This is a genomic window from Henriciella mobilis (assembly GCF_003576315.1).
GTDB lineage: Bacteria > Pseudomonadota > Alphaproteobacteria > Caulobacterales > Hyphomonadaceae > Henriciella > Henriciella mobilis.
The window spans coordinates 383,720-400,890 of the sequence record NZ_QWFZ01000039.1; the positions used below are offsets into that span (position 1 = coordinate 383,720).

Annotated in this window: 18 protein-coding genes; 11 read left to right on the plus strand and 7 right to left on the minus strand. The window is 62.4% G+C overall.

The genetic code is table 11. From position 1 onward, the window contains the following. The first annotated feature begins 55 nt into the window (after positions 1-55). Positions 56-844, plus strand: a complete 789-nt coding sequence (locus D1227_RS19085; RefSeq protein ID WP_119405808.1) for an enoyl-CoA hydratase/isomerase — start codon at positions 56-58, stop codon at positions 842-844. A 59-nt stretch (positions 845-903) separates the two neighbouring features. Here the strand turns inward: D1227_RS19085 and D1227_RS19090 are convergent, their stop codons facing one another. Further along, complete coding sequence (locus D1227_RS19090; RefSeq protein ID WP_119405809.1) at positions 904-2,139, minus strand: serine hydrolase domain-containing protein; 1,236 nt, start codon at positions 2,137-2,139, stop codon at positions 904-906. 25 nt (positions 2,140-2,164) lie between these two features. After that, entirely contained in the window at positions 2,165-3,325 is a 1,161-nt protein-coding gene (locus D1227_RS19095; protein ID WP_119405810.1) for an acyl-CoA dehydrogenase family protein, read from the minus strand. A 133-nt stretch (positions 3,326-3,458) separates the two neighbouring features. Here D1227_RS19095 and D1227_RS19100 point away from each other — a divergent pair, with 133 nt between their 5' ends. Both D1227_RS19100 and D1227_RS19105 read left to right on the plus strand, forming a co-directional pair. Further along, complete coding sequence (locus D1227_RS19100) at positions 3,459-3,887, plus strand: PaaI family thioesterase (RefSeq protein WP_119376481.1); 429 nt, start codon at positions 3,459-3,461, stop codon at positions 3,885-3,887. A gap of 157 nt (positions 3,888-4,044) precedes the next feature. Further along, the gene (locus tag D1227_RS19105; protein ID WP_119405811.1) at positions 4,045-4,671 is read left to right on the plus strand and encodes a sulfotransferase family protein; all 627 of its coding nucleotides are present in this window, start codon (positions 4,045-4,047) and stop codon (positions 4,669-4,671) included. A gap of 15 nt (positions 4,672-4,686) precedes the next feature. On the opposite strand, the gene D1227_RS19110 is transcribed toward D1227_RS19105, so the two are convergent. Beyond that, positions 4,687-5,859 carry an acyl-CoA dehydrogenase family protein gene (locus D1227_RS19110; RefSeq protein ID WP_233349926.1) on the minus strand — a complete coding sequence of 391 codons (1,173 nt, stop codon included), beginning with the start codon at positions 5,857-5,859 and terminating at the stop codon, positions 4,687-4,689. 54 nt (positions 5,860-5,913) lie between these two features. Continuing rightward, entirely contained in the window at positions 5,914-6,993 is a 1,080-nt protein-coding gene (locus D1227_RS19115; protein ID WP_119405812.1) for an NAD(P)/FAD-dependent oxidoreductase, read from the minus strand. Between the two features lie 130 nt (positions 6,994-7,123). On the opposite strand from D1227_RS19115, the gene D1227_RS19120 reads away from it, so the two are divergent. The 5 genes from D1227_RS19120 (at position 7,124) to D1227_RS19140 (ending at position 13,188) form a co-directional block, all read left to right on the plus strand. Further along, complete coding sequence (locus tag D1227_RS19120) at positions 7,124-8,218, plus strand: extracellular solute-binding protein (protein WP_119405813.1); 1,095 nt, start codon at positions 7,124-7,126, stop codon at positions 8,216-8,218. Between the two features lie 13 nt (positions 8,219-8,231). Continuing rightward, positions 8,232-9,851, plus strand: coding sequence for an ABC transporter permease (locus D1227_RS19125; protein WP_119405814.1), 1,620 nt, complete (start codon positions 8,232-8,234; stop codon positions 9,849-9,851). Further along, positions 9,848-10,867, plus strand: a complete 1,020-nt coding sequence (locus D1227_RS19130) for an ABC transporter ATP-binding protein (protein WP_119405815.1) — start codon at positions 9,848-9,850, stop codon at positions 10,865-10,867. The genes D1227_RS19125 and D1227_RS19130 overlap by 4 nt, the downstream gene beginning before the upstream one ends. 84 nt (positions 10,868-10,951) lie before the next feature. Next, the gene (locus D1227_RS19135) at positions 10,952-12,313 is read left to right on the plus strand and encodes a M48 family metalloprotease (protein ID WP_119376475.1); all 1,362 of its coding nucleotides are present in this window, start codon (positions 10,952-10,954) and stop codon (positions 12,311-12,313) included. 125 nt (positions 12,314-12,438) lie between these two features. After that, a complete protein-coding gene (locus D1227_RS19140) occupies positions 12,439-13,188 on the plus strand; it encodes a DsbA family protein (RefSeq protein WP_119376474.1) in 750 nt (249 codons plus the stop codon). Positions 13,189-13,191: 3 nt separating this feature from the next. Here D1227_RS19140 and D1227_RS19145 read toward each other — a convergent pair whose 3' ends face one another. The 3 genes from D1227_RS19145 to thiS all read right to left on the minus strand — a co-directional run bounded on the left by D1227_RS19145 (position 13,192) and on the right by thiS (position 14,822). Continuing rightward, the gene (locus D1227_RS19145) at positions 13,192-13,965 is read right to left on the minus strand and encodes a thiazole synthase (protein ID WP_119405816.1); all 774 of its coding nucleotides are present in this window, start codon (positions 13,963-13,965) and stop codon (positions 13,192-13,194) included. 65 nt (positions 13,966-14,030) lie between these two features. After that, positions 14,031-14,528: an SRPBCC family protein gene (locus tag D1227_RS19150; RefSeq protein ID WP_119376472.1), complete on the minus strand. Its 498-nt coding sequence runs from the start codon at positions 14,526-14,528 to the stop codon at positions 14,031-14,033. A 93-nt stretch (positions 14,529-14,621) separates the two neighbouring features. Then, entirely contained in the window at positions 14,622-14,822 is a 201-nt protein-coding gene (thiS, locus tag D1227_RS19155) for a sulfur carrier protein ThiS (protein WP_119405817.1), read from the minus strand. Positions 14,823-14,888: 66 nt separating this feature from the next. Between thiS and D1227_RS19160 the strand changes: the two genes are divergently transcribed. From D1227_RS19160 to accC, 3 genes are read left to right on the plus strand one after another with little or no spacing between them, the layout of a single operon-like run. Then, positions 14,889-15,320, plus strand: coding sequence for a type II 3-dehydroquinate dehydratase (locus D1227_RS19160; protein WP_119376470.1), 432 nt, complete (start codon positions 14,889-14,891; stop codon positions 15,318-15,320). 13 nt (positions 15,321-15,333) lie between these two features. Then, positions 15,334-15,813 (plus strand): acetyl-CoA carboxylase biotin carboxyl carrier protein, encoded by a 480-nt coding sequence (gene accB, locus D1227_RS19165; RefSeq protein WP_119376469.1) that lies wholly within the window; start codon positions 15,334-15,336, stop codon positions 15,811-15,813. A gap of 10 nt (positions 15,814-15,823) precedes the next feature. Next, positions 15,824-17,164, plus strand: a complete 1,341-nt coding sequence (gene accC, locus D1227_RS19170; RefSeq protein WP_119405818.1) for an acetyl-CoA carboxylase biotin carboxylase subunit — start codon at positions 15,824-15,826, stop codon at positions 17,162-17,164. Positions 17,165-17,171: the final 7 nt, after the last annotated feature.

Below are 17,171 nucleotides of genomic sequence, written 5' to 3' on the forward strand. Positions count from 1 at the left end.
TCTGCCCACGAGAAGCGGGTACATTCACCGAGAAATTGCAACGAGGAAACGCCCCATGAGCTTCGAAAAAATCGAATACAAGGTAGAAGACGACATCGCCATCATCGCATTCAACGATCCGAAAACGATGAATGCTGCCGGTGTCGACACAGTCGACGAGATGAGCCTTGCCCTGGAGCGGGCCGGCGATGAGGCGCGCTGCACCATCATTACCGGCAATGGGCGTGGCTTCTGCTCAGGCGCGAATCTTTCCGGAAACATGGGCGGCGGCGAATCCAACCGCAAGCCGGATGCGGGGCGCGAGCTGGACCGGCTCTACAACCCCTTCATCAAGGCGATCCGTACCCATCCTCACCCCGTCATCACGGCTGTGAATGGCGCGGCGGCGGGCGTTGGCTGCTCCATCGCGCTGATGGGCGACTTCATCGTGGCGGCTGAAAGCGCCTACTTCCTCCAGGCGTTCCGTCGCATCGGCCTGGTGCCGGATGGCGGCTCCACCTTCCTGCTGACCCGGACGATCGGCCGGGCCCGTGCCATGGAGATGACCCTCTTCGGCGAAAAGATCCCGGCGGCTCAGGCGCTCGACTGGGGGCTGGTCAATCGCGTGGTCGCCGACGACAAGCTCATGGACGAAGCCAAGAGCTATGCCCAGCAGCTTGCCAGCGGCCCGACAACGGCCCTGTCCATTATCCGCGACCTTGTCTGGCAGGCCGAGGACAATGACCTCGACAGCCAGCTGCAGGCCGAACGCTTCGCCCAGCGCACCGCCGGCCGCTCGCCGGACTTTGCCGAAGGTGTGAAGGCCTTCCTCGAGAAGCGGCCGGCGAACTTCAAGAAAGCCTGATCAATGCTGCTGGCCGTCGTCCCCGACACATCAAGGTCCGGGATGACGGCCCGTTTCACTCACCAGTCAATCGCCGCATAGACCAGCTGCTGGAGTTGCGGGCGGATCGGGTAGCAGCCCGACGGGATCATCTGGGTCGCCTGGATGGCGATGAGTTCTTCCTCATAGTCGATCCAGAAGAAGGTGTTGGCGAGGCCGCCCCAGCTGAACGTGCCGAGCGAACCGGGCTGCATGGTCTCGGCAACATCGACGACGACCGAACCGCCAAGGCCAAACCCATTGCCCTCCATCCGGGCTTCGGAAAAGGTCTTGTCGCCCATTTGCTTGATCGTCTTGCCCTCGGGCAGGTGGTTCTTGCGCATGAACTCGACCGTCTTGGGGCTGAGCAGCTGCGTCCCGCCAAGCCGCCCGCCATGCAGCAGCATCAGGCAGAACTTGTGATAGTCGCGCAGGGTCGAGACCAGCCCGCCGCCAGCATTCAGCAGCGGCGGCTTGGAGCGGTAGAGCTTTGACTCTTCTCCATCGCCGTCGCTAAGCGTGACCTTGCCGCTGACAGGGTCGCGCGAATAGCAGGCCATGAGGCGGTGCAGCTTGTCTTCCGGCACGTAGAAATCGGTGTCTTCCATGCCCAGCGGCTCGAAAATGCGCTCCTTGAAGAACGCGTCGAGCGTCTGTCCGGACGCAACCTCGACCACGCGGCCGAGCACATCCGTCGAATGGCTGTAGTTCCAGCGCGTGCCGGGTGAAAAGAGCAGCGGAATGCCCGCGAGCCGTGCGCACATTTCCTCAAGCGTTTCGTCTGGCCGGGCGATCTTTTCGCGGCGATAGATCGCGTCGACCTCATGCTGCATCAGGAAGCCATAGGTTAGCCCCGACGTATGCGTGAAGAGGTCGCGCACCTGCATCGGCCGGTTCGGCTTGCGCGTTTCATAATCGTCGATCGTGCCCTTCACCCAGACCTGCGTGTGCTCGAATTCCGGGATGTAGCGGGCGACCTCATGATCGAGGCGGATCTTCGCTTCCTCGAACAGCATCATCGCCGCGACCGAGGTGATCGGCTTGGTCATCGAATAGATGCGGAAAATCGTTTCCGGATTGATCGGCTGCCCGCCATCCAGACGGGTCCGGCCGCGATAGGCTTCATGGATGACCTGACCGTTGCGCGACACCATGGTCGCCATGCAGGGCAGCTTGCCGCTGTCGAGATAGGCCTTGCCGAAATAGGTTGGAATCGCGGCCAGCCGCTCCTCGTTCATGCCGACATCGCCAGCGCTAATCTCATCCTGAATTGTCATGTCCCTGCCCCGGATCGATTTCTAGCTACAGCTCACCAGCATTTGCCGCTTTCATCAATTCCCGCGCGATCACGATTTGCTGAATTTGCGACGTGCCTTCGTACAGGCGGAAGAGGCGGACATCGCGGTAGAAACGCTCGATGCCGTAATCGGTAATATAGCCGGCCCCGCCGAAGACCTGCACGGCCCGGTCGGCGATGCGGCCACACGCTTCGGTCGCGAAGAGCTTCGTCGATGAGGCGAGCATGGTGATGTTCTCGCCAGCATCGCGCCTACGGGCGGCGTCGAGGATCATGCAGCGGGCGGCATAGGCCTCGGCCTGGCTGTCGGCCATCATCGCCTGGATCATCTGATGCTGGGCGATCGGCTTGCCGAACTGCTCGCGCTCCATGGCGTAGCCGACCATTTCCTTGATCAGCCGTTCCGACGCGCCCGTCGCGACCGCGGAGATATGCAGGCGGCCCTTGTCGAGCACGCTCATTGCGACCTTGAAGCCCTCGCCTTCCTTGCCGATCATGTTCTTCGCTGGCACGCGGGCATCGTCGAAGATCACATCACAGACATGGGCGCCCTGCTGGCCCATCTTCTTTTCCGGAACGCCGACACTGACGCCCGGCGTGTCGCGCTCGACGACGAAGGAAGAGACGCCCTTGGCGCCCGGTTCGTCCTGATCGGTCCGCGCCATGACCGTGAAGAGGTTCGCCTTGTTGGCATTGGTGATGTAACGCTTCGTACCGTTCAGGACGTAGTGGTCACCGTCGCGCACGGCCTTTGTTTTGAGGCCGCCAGCATCGGACCCGGCGCCCGGTTCGGTCAGCGCAAAGGAGGCGATCAGGTCACCGGAGGCGATACCCGGCAGCCATTTCTCTTTTTGCGCTTCGGTGCCGAACAGGACCAGCGCCTGGCTGCCAATGCCGATATTCGTGCCGGCAACCGAGCGGAAGGCTGGCGATGTGCGTCCCAGCTCCAGAGCGACAAGGCATTCGGTCTCCATGTCCAGACCAAGCCCGCCATACTCTTCCGGGACGGCCAGGCCGAACAGGCCGAGCGACTTCATCTCGTCGACGACATCCTGAGGCACTTCATCCTCTTCGCCGACCTTGGCCTCTATCGGGATGCACCGCTCCGTCACGAACCGGCGCACCTGCTCTATCAGCGCCTGACGAATTTCAGCATCGAAAGCCATGCAATCCTCCTGTCGAATTCTCTTTTCACAATATGCTTTGATCGCATCGAACGCCAAGCGCAAGGCTGCGAGGAGGTAGCGCCATCCTTCTCGCCGCGTTAGACGGGGCCGAAGACTGCAAAAGGGAGGCATCATGGTACCGGCAAATCGCGTGGAGAGTGGAGAGTTCGAAGGCTGGTACACTTGGCCGGAAGAGCCGTTCGAGTACGAATCGGCCGGGCCGTTCTACTTCCGCGTGGATGAGCAGGGCCCGGTTGCCGCTTTCCGCGCCGAACGCAAACACATGAATGCCGGCGGCAGCGTGCATGGCGGCTGCCTGATGGCGTTTGCCGACTTCTCGCTCTTCGCGATCGCGCATGAGCAGATCGAAGGCGAGTATGGCGTGACGGTCGCCTTCACCTCCGAATTCCTGTCGGGCCCCGCAGAGGGCGCCTATATCGAGGCGCGCGGCGAAGTGCTGCGTTCAGGCAAGAACCTGACCTTCGTTCGGGGCATCATTACAGGCGACGGCAAGCCGTCGCTGAATTTCTCCGGCACGATCATGCGGCGTCCCAAACGCTAGCAGCCAGCATAGAAGCAGGCCGCTTCCATTCCAGGCGATAGGACAACGGACGGACCACCGCTCCGCCAGCCCCCTGTTTCGAAAATGCTGTTGAAGGCCCCGCGCCCATGCTAGGCCAGTTTCAAGCTGGGAGTTTATCTGAAGGGGGAATGGACACATGGCACTGAAAGTCATCAGCGCAGGCTTTGGCCGGACAGGGACGATGTCGCTCAAGCTGGCGCTCGATCAGCTCGGCTTCGGGCCGTGCTACCATATGGATGAAGTCCTGAAGAACGGACAGGCCTTCGTGCCGCTCTGGAATGATGTGGTAGACGGCAAGCCGGACTGGGAGACAGTCTATGCAGGCTACCATTCGGCCGTGGACTGGCCGACCGCGGCCTATTGGAAGGAACTCGCCGACTATTATCCCGACGCAAAGATGATCCTGTCATCACGCTCCGCAGAGAGCTGGTATGACAGCATCTCCCAGACCATCCTTGCCGTGGCGCAGGCGCCCGAGAAATGGCCGCCGCCCGCCGTGCCATGGATGACCATGGTGATGAAAATCCTGAAGCGCAGCCTTGGCGAGGCATGGGACCGCGAGAGCCTGATCGCGGTGTTCAATGCCCATGAAGCGGCGGTGAAGGCGGCCTTCCCGAAAGAGCGCCTGCTGGTCCACTCGGCAAAGGACGGCTGGGCACCGCTGTGCGAACACCTCGGCGTCCCGGTGCCGGAAACGCCCTACCCCCGCACGAACAACCGCGAAGAGTTCTTCGAGCTGATGAAGGGCGCCGACGACATGTAAGCCGGAGCGTTCGCTCTAGTAGCTCTTCGGCAAGTCCAGCACGCGCTCGGCGATGAAGTTCAGGATCATCTCACGGCTGACGGGCGCGATCCGGGCGAGCATGGCTTCGCGCATGTAGCGCTCGACATGGTACTCCTTGGCGTAGCCCATGCCGCCATGGGTCAGCACGGCATTCTCGCACGCCTTGAAGCCGGCCTCGGTCCCGAGATATTTAGCAGCGTTGGCCTCGGCTCCGCATTCCTGGCCGGCATCGTAAAGACCAGCTGCCTTGTAGGCGAGAAGTTCGGCCGCCTTGAGCTCTGCCCAGCTTTTCGCAAGCGGGTGCTGGATGCCCTGGTTCTGGCCGATGGGCCGGCCAAAGACGACGCGCTCGCGCGCATACTGGGCTGCACGCTCTAGCGCGGCAAAGCCGAGACCCACCGATTCCACAGCGAACAGGACGCGTTCCGGGTTCAGCCCCTGCAGCAGGTATTTGAAGCCAGCGCCCTCTTCACCGATCAGGTGCTCCTTCGGCACTTCGAGGCCGTCGATATAGAGCATGTTACATTCGACCGCCTTGCGGCCCATTTTCGGGATCGGCTTGGCGTCGATCTTGTCCCGATTGAAATCGGTGTAGAAGAGCGACAGGCCGAGATAGGGCTTGGAACAATCCTCTTTCGGCGTCGTGCGCGCGATGATGAGGATCTTGTCGGCCCGCTGGGCGCCGGTCGTCCAGATTTTCCGGCCATTGATCGTGTAGCCTGCATTGGTGCGCTCGGCGCGCGTCTCAAGGCTGGACGTGTCGAGGCCGGAATTCGGCTCGGTCACGGCAAAGCACATCTTTTCCTCGCCCGAGATGATCTTCGGCAGGTTTTCCTGTTTCTGTTCGGCATTACCGAATTTCTCGAGCGGCTTGGGCCCGAAGATGTTGAGGTGGATTGCCGATGCACCGGAATAGCCAGCCCCCGAACGCGTGACGGTCTGCATGACAAGCGCGGCTTCCGTCAGCCCGAGCCCGGCACCGCCATACTCTTCCGGGAAAGCAACGCCCAGCCAGCCGCCTTCCGCCATGGCGTCGCAAAAGGCTTCCGGCCAATCGCCCGTTTCATCAGTCTTCGCCCAGTAGTCTTCGCCAAACTGGGAGCATGTCCGCTCGACGGCGCTCTGAATGGCAAGTTGGTCTTCTGTCATCTGACCGATTGAATGCATGTCAAAAATCCTCCGTTGCGCAGACAACTATGTGCAGCTGCCTGTCAAATCCAGTCAGTTATAGCTCGCCTGCAGGCGGTGCGGCGAAAAAGCGCCCTCAGCTTCTGCATCGCCTTCGACCATGTCGGCGATGCGCGAAGCCGTTGCCGGCGCAAGCAGGATGCCATTGCGATGATGCGCGGCGGCGACAAATTCACCGGGCGCCAATTCACCGATGACCGGCAGCCCGCCGGCCCGTTTCGGTCGCAGGCCTGCCCATGTCTCCAGGACCGGTGCATGCCTGAGCTCGGGCAGCACGGCTATGGCAGCATCCCGCAGCGCCTGTGTGGTGTCCGCCCTGACACCGGAATGGGCAAATGTTTCCTCGCTGGTCGCACCAATCACGACCCGGTCCGCCTTCGGCACGATGTAGCCTGATCCGAATCGCAAGACCTCAGCTGGCAAACCCGGCACGGGCTGCAGCGCCAGCGCCTGCCCTTTCACCAGTGCCTCGACGCCTGTCTCCCGGGTGCCGCGCGACCAGACGATCGCATCGAAACGGTCCCCGAGATCGTCTCTCGACGAAACAGCACGCCGCTCCATCCGGAACCCGCCCTGTTCGCCATACCGCCGAAACGCCTGGAGCACCCGCCGATTGTCGACCTGGTGGTCATCCGGCAACTCGAGCACCGACTGCACTTTGGCCGAAACACCTAGCCGGTCTCTCACCTCGGCTGTGCCGTGCCAGGCGAAACGGTGCCCGGCATCTGCAAGCGTGGCGGCCAGGCCTGCCAGACGATCATTTTCGTCTATCGTTCGCGCCAGCGCGAAGGTCGGCGCCGCACGATAACCGACCGGCATCCCGCTTTCGCAAGCCAGGTCGCGTGCGAACCCAGTCCAAAGGGCGGCGGACTCGTAACAAAGGCGCGCAAGCGGCGTACCGGCGCCGCCGCCATGGATCATGACTTCATAGGCCGGCGCGATCATGCCCGCCGCCGCCCAACTGGTGGAACGGTCCGGGCTGGCCGGGTCGAACACGGTGACCATGTGCCCACGGCGAGACAATTCCCTGGCGACCGACAGACCAATGATGCCGCCACCGACAACGGCGATACGGGCACGGCTGGTCTTTGCTGATGCCTCTGTTCCACTCATGAAGGCTAGTTAGGGGAAGCCTCCAGCCTTGAACAGTTTTCACGACGGCAAAACTGGCGCGGTGGAGCAGGCTGAGACACTCTGCCTCGCCCTAGTTGCGATTGCTTCTCATTTGTGATTTAGCCTGCCTATGTCGAATTTCATCCAGTCTCTGACCTGTTTCGCAGCCGCCAGCCTGATCGCGGCCTGTTCCCCGTCCAGCCCAGATGCACCAGCATCCCCCGAAAGCGGAGAGTCCGCCGAAACCGCGGCCGTGGAGCCCGGCTCGAACGGGACGCTGCGCATCTATTCGGCGCGGCACTATGATTCCGACCGGCTGATGTATGAAGCGTTCGAGAACCAGACCGGCATTCGGGTCCTGTATCGCGAGGCGGGCGCCAACCAGTTGCTGGAGACGATGAAGGCCGAGGGCGCCAACAGCCCCGCCGATCTCATCATTGCTTCGGACGCCGGTGCGCTCTGGCGGTTCGAGGATGCCGGCCTGACCCAGGCCCTGCCCGAAGGCGAGTTTGAAAGCCGCATTCCGGCGCGCCTGCTGGACGACAAGCGCCAATGGGTTGGCCTTGCCCGCCGCGTCCGGGGCGTCGCCTACGACCCTGAGCGCATTTCCCCGGATCAGGTCGATGAGTGGCAGGATCTTGCCGACCCGTCGCTTGAGGGCGAGATCTGCGTGCGCTCGTCCACGAACATCTACAACCTGTCCCTGATGGGCGAGATGATCGAACGATGGGGCGCCGATGAGGCGCAGGCCTGGGCGGAAGGTGTCGTGGCGAACATGGCGCGCGCCCCGCAGGGTGGCGACACCGACCAGATCGAGGCGGTCGCTGCCGGGCTTTGCGGCGTTGCGATCACCAACCACTATTACTGGGTCCGCATGACCGAAAGCCGGTCTGATTCGACACGCGACGCCGCCCTGTCGACCCAGCTGACCTTCCCGACATTCGGGGAAGGCACCAGCCACCACATCAACATCACCGGCGCGGCGCTGTCGGCGACGAGTAAGCAGCAGGCGCTCGCCGTGCAGTTCATCGAGTTCCTGCTTACCCCCGACGGCCAGGCTCGCCTGACCACCGAGACCAAGGAAATCCCGGTAATCGATGAGGCCGAGCGCCCGGCCGGGCTCGAGCGCATTCCGCAGGTCGGCGAGAGTGACATGCGCCTCAGCGCGTTTGGCGAGCACCAGGCCGAAGCCCAGCGCATTTTCGACGAAGCAGGGTGGAACTAGAGCACCACCATTGATGCAACCGACAGCCCGCCACCTCCCAGCCATCCGGCTCAGCGCCTCGGCGCTGACGACGCTGGTGGCGGCGCTGCTGATCGGCGCACCGGTCATCGCTGCGCTGCTGACCGGTCTTTTCGGCGGCGGCGGTGAGGCCTGGTCGCATATCGTCTCGACCCAGCTCTTCGGCTACACTTTCACGACGCTTGGCGTGCTGCTGCTGACAACCGTGTTCATCCTACTGCTGGCCGTGCCGGCGGCATGGTTCGTCAGCCTGTTTGACTTTCCGGGCCGCGGCATCTTCGAGTGGGCGCTCATCCTCCCGCTGGCGGCGCCCGGTTATGTCCTCGCCTATGCCTGGGCCGATATCATGGAGGTGGGCGGCCCGCTGCAGTCTGTCCTGCGCGATGTGACGGGCCTTTCGGCCCGCGATTACTGGTTTCCAAATCTCTACAGCGCCCCCGGCCTGTCCTTCGTCATGGCGTGCGCGCTTTTCCCCTATGTCTATCTCACCGCGCGGGCTGCTTTCTCCAACCTGTCTCTGTGTACAATAGAAGCCGCCAGGAGCCTCGGCGCGTCTCCGGCGCGTATCTTCATCAATGTCGTCCTCCCGTCTGCCCGCCCCGCCATCTTCGCAGGACTGGCGCTCGCGCTGATGGAAACCGCCGCAGACTATGGCGCGGCGAGCTATCTCGGCGTACAGACGCTGAGCGTCGGCATCTTCCGGGCCTGGCACAGCTTCAGCGAACCAGCCGTCGCCGCGCGCCTCGCCTTCCTTCTTATCCTTATCGCTTTCGGCCTGCAGCTGATCGAACGGCGCTCACGCGGGCGCGGCAGCGTGCAGCAGACGGCAACACGCTGGCGCACACCGAAACGGCGCAAGCTCAGCCGCCAGGCGGGTCTTATGGTTGCAGCCGGCTGCTTCGCGATCCTGCTCATGGCCTTCATCCTGCCGGTCACGCGCCTCGTCTGGGTCAGCGTCGAGACAGGTATCGGCCAGAAAGCCATCCTGCGGCCTTTCCTCAATTCGTTGGTCCTGGCCGCTGCGGGCTCCGCGCTTGCCTTCGTGCTGGCCGTCACCGTGGTTGTCGGCGCGCGCCAGAACCGGTTCAGCCAACTGATCGGGCGGATCGCTGCCGGCGCGGGATACGCCGCCCCCGGTATCGTTCTGGCGCTGGGCGCGCTGTTCATCCTGTCCTGGACGGGCTTTTCGGTGGCCGGCCCGGCTGCGCTGGTCTTCCTGGTCTGGATCTATGCCAGCCGTTTCACGGCAGCTGGGGCCGAACCCCTGAGTGCGGCCTTCTCCCGCGCCCCGGCCAGCCTCGGCAATGCCGCCCGCAGCCTCGGCGCCAACCGTTTCCAGCGCCTTGTCCGGGTTGACCTACCGGTCGCGATGTCCGGCGCAGCGGCCGCGTCCATCATCCTCTTTGTCGAGATGCTGAAGGAACTGCCGGCGACGCTGATGCTGCGTCCCTTCAACTGGGACACGCTGGCCGTCCAGGCCCACGCCTATGCGAGCGATGAGCGGCTCGCGGCGGCAACCCTGCCATCCCTTCTCATTACGCTGGCTGGACTCGGGCCTGTCATCCTGCTGTCAGTGCAGCTCACCAAAGCTGGTGAGTCGAGGGCAGCTGGATGAATGAACTTCTCCCATTGAAGGCGGTTGGCGTCAGCCGTTTCTATGAAGGCACGCCGGTCGTCAATGAAGCCTCACTGACGCTGGAGCCGGGCAAGATCACCGCCCTGCTCGGCCAGTCCGGCGCGGGCAAATCGACTTTGCTTCGGCTCTTTGCCGGGCTGGAGCCGGTCGATGCCGGCGAAATCCTGCTGGGCGACAAGGTCCTGTCCTCGACATCGACCCACGTCCCGGCAGAGAGCCGCTCGATCGGCCTGATCTTCCAGGACTTTGCGCTCTTTCCGCACCTCAATGCGCTCGACAATGTCGGTTTTGGCCTGAAGGGAATGACGAAAGAGGCCCGGCGCAGGGAATCGGGCGAGTGGCTGGAGCGCCTCGGCCTGTCTCACCGGGCGAAAGCCTATCCGCACCAGCTTTCCGGCGGCGAACAGCAGCGCGTCTCGATTGCGCGGGCGCTGGCTGCCAAGCCCGTCGCCATCCTGATGGATGAACCATTCTCCGGTCTCGATGTGACGCTGAAATCCGAAGTCCGGCGCATTGCCCTTGCCGCGGTTTCCGAGGCCGGCATTCCCGCCCTTCTCGTCAGTCACGATGCCGCCGAAGCCATGCGGGATGCGGACCGGATCGCGGTCATGCGCAAGGGCGTCATCTTGCAGGAAGACACACCCGAAGCGCTCTACCTCAATCCGACATCCCTGCCTGTGGCGCGGGCACTTGGCCCCCTGTTCCCTGTCGCCCGGGCAGACCTGCCGGAAGCGTGGGCGACGAAGCTTCCCGAGGCTGATTCCTATTGCCTCCGTCCTGAAGCGATCCGGCTGTCAGGCGATGAGAGCGGGGTTCCGATGGAGGTTGTCTCCGCGCAGCGCACCTCCGCCCTGATGGAACTCAAACTGAAATACAACGGCCACGACACGCTTCGCGGGATTGGTATCGGGGCGCGCCGGCCGTCGCCCGGCGAAATGGTCAAGGTGACGCTATCGCCCGAATTCGTGTTCTGCCTGCCGCCGGAATCGGCCTGACAATTCGTTGAAGGCATGCAGCGATGTCTCGCCTTCGCCGTATTCTTTCACTAGGTTCGAAGCCAGCAACCAATCAGGCAGATCATGAAATTCTCCTTCCTGAGACCCATCATCGCCGCTGTCGGGGCGCTCGCCTTCGTCGCAACAGCATCGGCGCAGAGCCTGATCCGCGATGCGGAAATCGAGACGACACTGCGCGAATGGACAGACCCGATCCTCGAGGTCGCCGGCCTCAACCCGTCGGATGTCGACCTCTACATCATCAATGACCCCAGCCTGAATGCCTTCGTCGCCAACGGCCAGAAGATCCACCTTCATACCGGCCTGCTGATCGCGGCGGAGACACCGGGACAGGTAAAGGGCGTCATTGCGCATGAGACCTGCCATATTGCGTGCGGGCACTCGATTTCCCGGACCCGGGCTGCGCAGGTCGCCTCGCGCCCGGCCCTGGTCTCGATCGGGCTCGGCGTGCTGGCCATTGCGGCGGGCGCCGGTGATGCTGGCGCGGCCCTGATTGCCAGCTCCCAGCAATTCGCCGCCCTGAACTTCTTCGTGCACACGCGCGCGGAGGAAGCGACCGCCGATGCGGCTGCGGTTTCCTATCTCGCCGCACTCGGCCAGTCGCCGCGCGGCATGGTCGAATTCTTCGAGAATTATCGTTACCAGGAAGTGCTGTCCGAAGCGCGCCGTTACCCGTATTTCCGCTCCCACCCGCTGGCCTCCGACCGGATCCGTACAACCCGGCAGCTGGCCCAGGAAACCGGCCTCATGGATGTGCCGCCGGACCCGAAGACGCAACGCGAGTTCGACCTGATGCAAGCCAAGCTGATCGGCTTCCTGGAACCGCTGGCGCGCGTTTATCAAAAGTATCCGCGCTCGGACAAAAGCGAAGCGGCCCGCTATGCCCGGGCCATTGCGTCGATGCAGTCGTCGGATCTGGCGGGAACCTTGTCTGAAGTCGATTCCCTTCTCGAGGAGTTTCCCGAGAACCCGTACTATTGGGAGCTGAAGGGCCAGGCCCTGTTCGAAATGGGCAAGCCCGCCGAATCGGTCGCGCCGCATGCGAAGTCGCTGGAATACCTTCCCGGTCATCCGCTGCTGCTGATCAACTATGCCCGCTCGCTCATTGCGCGCGGTGAGGAAGGCGATGTGAAAGCCGGCGAGAATGCGCTGCGCGACGCGCTGATCAAGGAGCCGCAGAACTCCTTCGCCTGGTCGCAGCTCGCCATTGCGCTCGAAAAGCAGGGCCGCCGGGCCGAGGCCGAACTCGCGACGGCTGAGTCGGCTTACAATATCGGGGACTACCAGCGGGCTTATATCTTTGCCGGGCGCGCTGCGCAGGATCTCGAGCCGAACACGCCAGATGCCCGCCGCGCCAATGACATCCGCAATGTCACAGACCCGGCCCTTCCCGAGAATGAGGGCTACTGGCGCCGCCGGGGCTAGACCGTATCCTCAGGCCTTTGGGTACTTCACCCCATTGTGAACCTGCATTGCAGACCGCATTGATGTAATTGAAAGTTTTGTTGTCTAGGAGACGCGGGCTGTTCCGCCCCAGCTCAGGAGTAATCATGGCTACCAGAATGAAATCCGGCCTTCTCGCCACTGCCGTATTTGCAGCATCTGCCTGCGCACAAGGGGGCGGCGAAACCTCATTGAACCGGGCCGAGATCGAAGAGATCGTACACGAATACATTCTGGAGAATCCCGAAATAATCGAGGAAGCCCTGATCCGTCTTTCGCAACAAGCCGATGCCCGCGAGGCCGAAGCTGTCCGTGAAAACATCCGCGCCAATTACGACGCCATCTACAATAGCGATGACGACTACGCGATCGGGCCGGAGGATGCACCGGTGACGGTCGTCGAATTCTTCGATTATCGCTGCAGCTTCTGCAAGCGTTCGCTCGACTGGACGATGGCTCTGCCTGAAGACTATGAGGGCAAGGTCCGAGTGGTGTTCAAGGACTTGCCGATTCTCAGCCCCGAAAGTGAAAAGGCCGCCCTCGCCGCGCTCGCAGCCGGCCAGCAGGGCAAGTATACCGAGATGCACCTCGAGCTCATGGAACTGGACAATTCCACCGGCTTTGACCCGGAAGACATCGATGCCGCCGCAGAGCGCGCAGGTGTCGATGTCGCTCAGATGCGCGAGGACATGGATTCGGTTCGGCTGAAGAAGATCATCGCGGACAATAAGAGCCTGGCGCGCAAGCTGAACGTGGATGGCACACCGGCCTTCTTCATCGGCGAAGCCGTCGTCCCGGGCGCGAATCGCGAGATGGTCAACAATCTGATCCGCGACGAGCTGTCGAAGGACAGCTGAGGTCTAGATCAGCCCGGCCAGGGGCGAACTTGGGTCTGCATAGCGCTTGCGGCCCATGCGGCCAGCCAGATAGGCCTCACGGCCGGCAAGGACGGCATGCTTCATCGCGCGCGCCATGCGGACAGGGTCTTTCGCTTCGGCGATGGCCGTGTTCATCAACACCCCGTCGCAGCCGAGTTCCATGGCGATGGCTGCATCGGAGGCCGTTCCAACGCCGGCATCGACGATGACCGGCACACGCGCATTCTCCACGATGAGCCGGATGTTGAGCGGGTTCTGGATACCAAGGCCTGAGCCGATCAGGCTGCCGAGCGGCATGATGGCGCAGCAGCCCACATCTTCCAGTTTCTTGGCATAGACCGGATCGTCGGAGCAGTAGACCATGACCTGGAAGCCGTCGGCGATCAGCGCCTTGGCCGCTGACAGCGTCTCTTCCATGTCCGGGTAAAGCGTCTTCTGGTCCGACAGGACTTCGAGCTTGACGAGATCCCAGCCGCCCGCTTCCCGCGCCAGGCGCAGCGTGCGCACCGCATCGTCAGCGGTAAAGCAACCGGCGGTGTTTGGGAGGTATGTGAATTCGTCGGGCTTCACATGATCCTGCAGACGTTCCTCGTCCGGATTGCTCCAGTTCACACGGCGCAGCGCTACCGTCACCATTTCAGCACCGGCCGCGCGGGCGGCTTCGGCATTCTGCGCGTAGGACTTGTACTTTCCAGTCCCGATGATGAGACGCGAGGTGTACTCGCGTCCGGCAATCTTGAGCGTATCGTCTGTCATCAGGGCTAGTTAGAAAACAATGCCTGCCAAGGCTAGGCCCCGGGACGTCAGAACTGACATGCAGATCAGGCCAGGCCGAACTTTTCCGGATTCTCCCGGATGTAGGCCTCAAGCTTCGGCAGGCCTTTGCGAAGTCCCGACTTCATCTGGCCCGAGATTAGAGGACCGAGAAAGAGCGGCGCCTTCGCGCGGAAATACCAGTCCATCCTGCACCCGTCAGCGGTGGGGTGAACCTGGTAATCCTCGACTCCGGCTTTCAGCGGCAGCGTGGTGCGATCAAAGCGGAAGGCCATGCGCCGGCCTTCGTCCCAGGCGAAGAAGACTTCTTCCACCACCTGCTTTCCAATCCAGACCGTGCGTGTGGTGCCGACACCGAACGGTTTCGGTGATGTCCATTCAACTTTTGTGATCGGAAGCCATTTCGTCCAAGTCTCGCCATCCAGCAGCGCATTCCAGACCACCTGCGGCGGCAGGGAAAACTCATGCGATACGGACTGCACCTTGGCATCGTCCGCCAGGTAGGCTTCGCCCACCTCATCAAGCTTCTTCGGTTCTTTTGCCATCTTCCCGCTCCCGTTGCCCAAAGGTGTCACCGGCCTAACACCATGCGCGGCAGCGCAAAAGACAGACCGTAACGGAAGCCAGACGCTACTGCCTCAGCCGCCGCCGACGAACTGCACGACTTCGAGCCGGTCGCCATCCTTGAGCGATGTCTCGGCGTGTTTCGATTTGGGGATGATCTCCCGGTTGAGCTCGATGGCGATGCCGCGCGGGTCGTCGGTCAGTTTCGCGACCAGGTCGCTCACGCTGGCGCCAGTATCGATTTCAAACGGGTCGCCATTGACGAAAACCTGCATTTCATCTCGCTCCCTTGTTCGCGAATGGCTTGCCTTGCCAGAAGAAGCAGCGCAAGAACCCTCACCATGACAAAGCCGGTGTACGTCCTGAACGGACCCAATCTCAACCTCCTTGGCACACGCGAACCGGAGATCTACGGCTCGCAGACGCTGGACGACATTCGCGACTCGCTCGTTGAAGCAGCGAATGGGCGCGCGATTGAGTTCCGTCAGACGAACGGCGAAGGTGAACTGGTGACCTGGGTCCAGGAAGCCTCGCGCAGCGCATCCGCGCTGATTATCAATGCCGGTGCATATACGCACACCTCGGTTGCACTGCACGATGCACTGCGCGCTTGCACCGTGCCGATCATTGAGGTTCACCTGTCTAATCCGGCGGCGAGGGAAGCCTTCCGCCTGACTAACTATGTAGCCCCAACTGCTACAGCAACGATTGCAGGACTAGGGGCACGCGGTTATCACTTCGCTCTTGAAGCCGCGATAAAAATGACAGCTTGAGGACACCGATTTCATGAGCACGGCAAAGAACGGCCTAGATACAGGTCTCGTCAGGGAACTCGCTTCCATCCTCAGGGATGCCGATCTGGGCGAGGTCGAAGTCGAACACGAAGGCCTGCGCATACGGGTCAGCAAGGCCGGCGCGAATGCCCCGGCGCCGATCCAGTATGCTGCACCACCTGCGGCTGCAGCGCCCGCGCCAGCTGCAGCGCCAGCCGCCGCCCCTGCGGCCGCAGACGCGGCACCAGCCGCTGCGGCCAAGAACGCCATCACCAGTCCGATGGTCGGCACCGTCTATCTTTCCCCCGAACCGGGCGCAAAGCCATTCGTGAGCGTTGGCGACAAGGTCAAGAAAGGCGACACGCTGATGCTGGTCGAGGCCATGAAGACCTTCAACCCCGTCGAATCGCCCACTGCCGGTACAGTGAAGGAAATCATCGTCGAGGATGGACAGCCCGTAGAGTTCGGCGAACCCCTGATCGTCATCGAGTGAGGCCGATCACATGATTGAAAAAGTCCTCATCGCCAATCGCGGCGAGATTGCCCTGCGCATCCACCGCGCCTGCAAGGAAATGGGCATATCAACCGTGGTCGTGCACTCCGAGGCCGACCGGGACGCCATGGCGGTCCGGCTGGCCGATGAGAGCGTCTGCATCGGACCGGCGCCGTCTTCGGAGAGCTATCTGAAGAAATCCCGCATCCTGGCTGCCGCCGAGATCACCAACGCCGATGCCATCCATCCTGGCTACGGCTTCCTGTCGGAGAATGCGCAGTTCGCCGAAATGGTCGAAGCGCACGGCATCAAGTTTATCGGCCCGACGGCTGAGCATATTCGGGTCATGGGCGACAAGATCGCCGCGAAACAGGCAATGATCGACGCGGGCGTGCCCGTTGTCCCCGGTTCCGATGGCGGCGTGACGAGCACGGGTGAAGCCAAGAAGATCGCGAAGAAGATCGGTTATCCGGTCCTGGTCAAGGCGGCTGCCGGCGGCGGTGGCCGGGGCATGAAGGTCGCAAAGACCGAAAAGGAACTGGAAAACGCGATCAAGACGGCCAAGACCGAGGCCAAGGCCGCTTTCGGCGACGATGCGGTCTATCTCGAGAAATATCTCGGAAAGCCGCGGCATATCGAAGTCCAGGTGATCGCCGACACGCATGGCAACACCGCCCATCTCTGGGAACGCGACTGCTCGCTGCAGCGCCGCCACCAGAAGGTGTTCGAGGAAGCCCCTTCGCCGGCCCTCAATCAGGCCCAGCGCGAAGAAATCGGCGCGATCGTCGCCAAGGCGGTTGCGAAGATCGGCTATCGCGGGGCCGGCACGATGGAATTCCTCTATGAGGATGGCAACTTCTATTTCATCGAGATGAATACCCGCATCCAGGTCGAACACCCGGTCACCGAGATGATCACCGGTATTGATCTTGTGCGTGAACAGATCCGCATAGCCGACGGAAAGAAGCTGTCTTTCAGCCAGGAAGACGTGATCCTCGTCGGCCACGCCATCGAGTGCCGGATCAATGCCGAGCATCCGGAAACCTTCATGCCCTCACCCGGCACGATCACTGAATTCCATGCGCCGGGCGGCCCCGATGTCCGCGTCGACAGCGCCGCCTATGCCGGCTACAAGATCCCGCCGCACTATGACAGCATGATCGGCAAGCTCATCGTCCATGGCCGGACCCGCAATGAGTGCGTCATGCGCCTGCGCCGCGCGCTCGACGAAATGGTGATCGGCGGCATCCAGACGACGCTACCGCTGCACCAGCGTCTGGTCGAAGCCAAGGATGTCGTCGATGGCAATTACGACATCCACTGGCTGGAGCGTTTCCTCGCCAACAGCTAGACTGGCC

Coding starts and splice junctions, on each gene's coding strand:
- D1227_RS19085 (WP_119405808.1), top strand. CDS start 56: ATGAGCTTCGAAAAAATCGAATACAAGGTAGAAGACGACATCGCCATC.
- D1227_RS19090 (WP_119405809.1), bottom strand. CDS start 2,139: ATGACAATTCAGGATGAGATTAGCGCTGGCGATGTCGGCATGAACGAG.
- D1227_RS19095 (WP_119405810.1), bottom strand. CDS start 3,325: ATGGCTTTCGATGCTGAAATTCGTCAGGCGCTGATAGAGCAGGTGCGC.
- D1227_RS19100 (WP_119376481.1), top strand. CDS start 3,459: ATGGTACCGGCAAATCGCGTGGAGAGTGGAGAGTTCGAAGGCTGGTAC.
- D1227_RS19105 (WP_119405811.1), top strand. CDS start 4,045: ATGGCACTGAAAGTCATCAGCGCAGGCTTTGGCCGGACAGGGACGATG.
- D1227_RS19110 (WP_233349926.1), bottom strand. CDS start 5,859: ATGCATTCAATCGGTCAGATGACAGAAGACCAACTTGCCATTCAGAGC.
- D1227_RS19115 (WP_119405812.1), bottom strand. CDS start 6,993: ATGAGTGGAACAGAGGCATCAGCAAAGACCAGCCGTGCCCGTATCGCC.
- D1227_RS19120 (WP_119405813.1), top strand. CDS start 7,124: ATGTCGAATTTCATCCAGTCTCTGACCTGTTTCGCAGCCGCCAGCCTG.
- D1227_RS19125 (WP_119405814.1), top strand. CDS start 8,232: ATGCAACCGACAGCCCGCCACCTCCCAGCCATCCGGCTCAGCGCCTCG.
- D1227_RS19130 (WP_119405815.1), top strand. CDS start 9,848: ATGAATGAACTTCTCCCATTGAAGGCGGTTGGCGTCAGCCGTTTCTAT.
- D1227_RS19135 (WP_119376475.1), top strand. CDS start 10,952: ATGAAATTCTCCTTCCTGAGACCCATCATCGCCGCTGTCGGGGCGCTC.
- D1227_RS19140 (WP_119376474.1), top strand. CDS start 12,439: ATGGCTACCAGAATGAAATCCGGCCTTCTCGCCACTGCCGTATTTGCA.
- D1227_RS19145 (WP_119405816.1), bottom strand. CDS start 13,965: ATGACAGACGATACGCTCAAGATTGCCGGACGCGAGTACACCTCGCGT.
- D1227_RS19150 (WP_119376472.1), bottom strand. CDS start 14,528: ATGGCAAAAGAACCGAAGAAGCTTGATGAGGTGGGCGAAGCCTACCTG.
- thiS (WP_119405817.1), bottom strand. CDS start 14,822: ATGCAGGTTTTCGTCAATGGCGACCCGTTTGAAATCGATACTGGCGCC.
- D1227_RS19160 (WP_119376470.1), top strand. CDS start 14,889: ATGACAAAGCCGGTGTACGTCCTGAACGGACCCAATCTCAACCTCCTT.
- accB (WP_119376469.1), top strand. CDS start 15,334: ATGAGCACGGCAAAGAACGGCCTAGATACAGGTCTCGTCAGGGAACTC.
- accC (WP_119405818.1), top strand. CDS start 15,824: ATGATTGAAAAAGTCCTCATCGCCAATCGCGGCGAGATTGCCCTGCGC.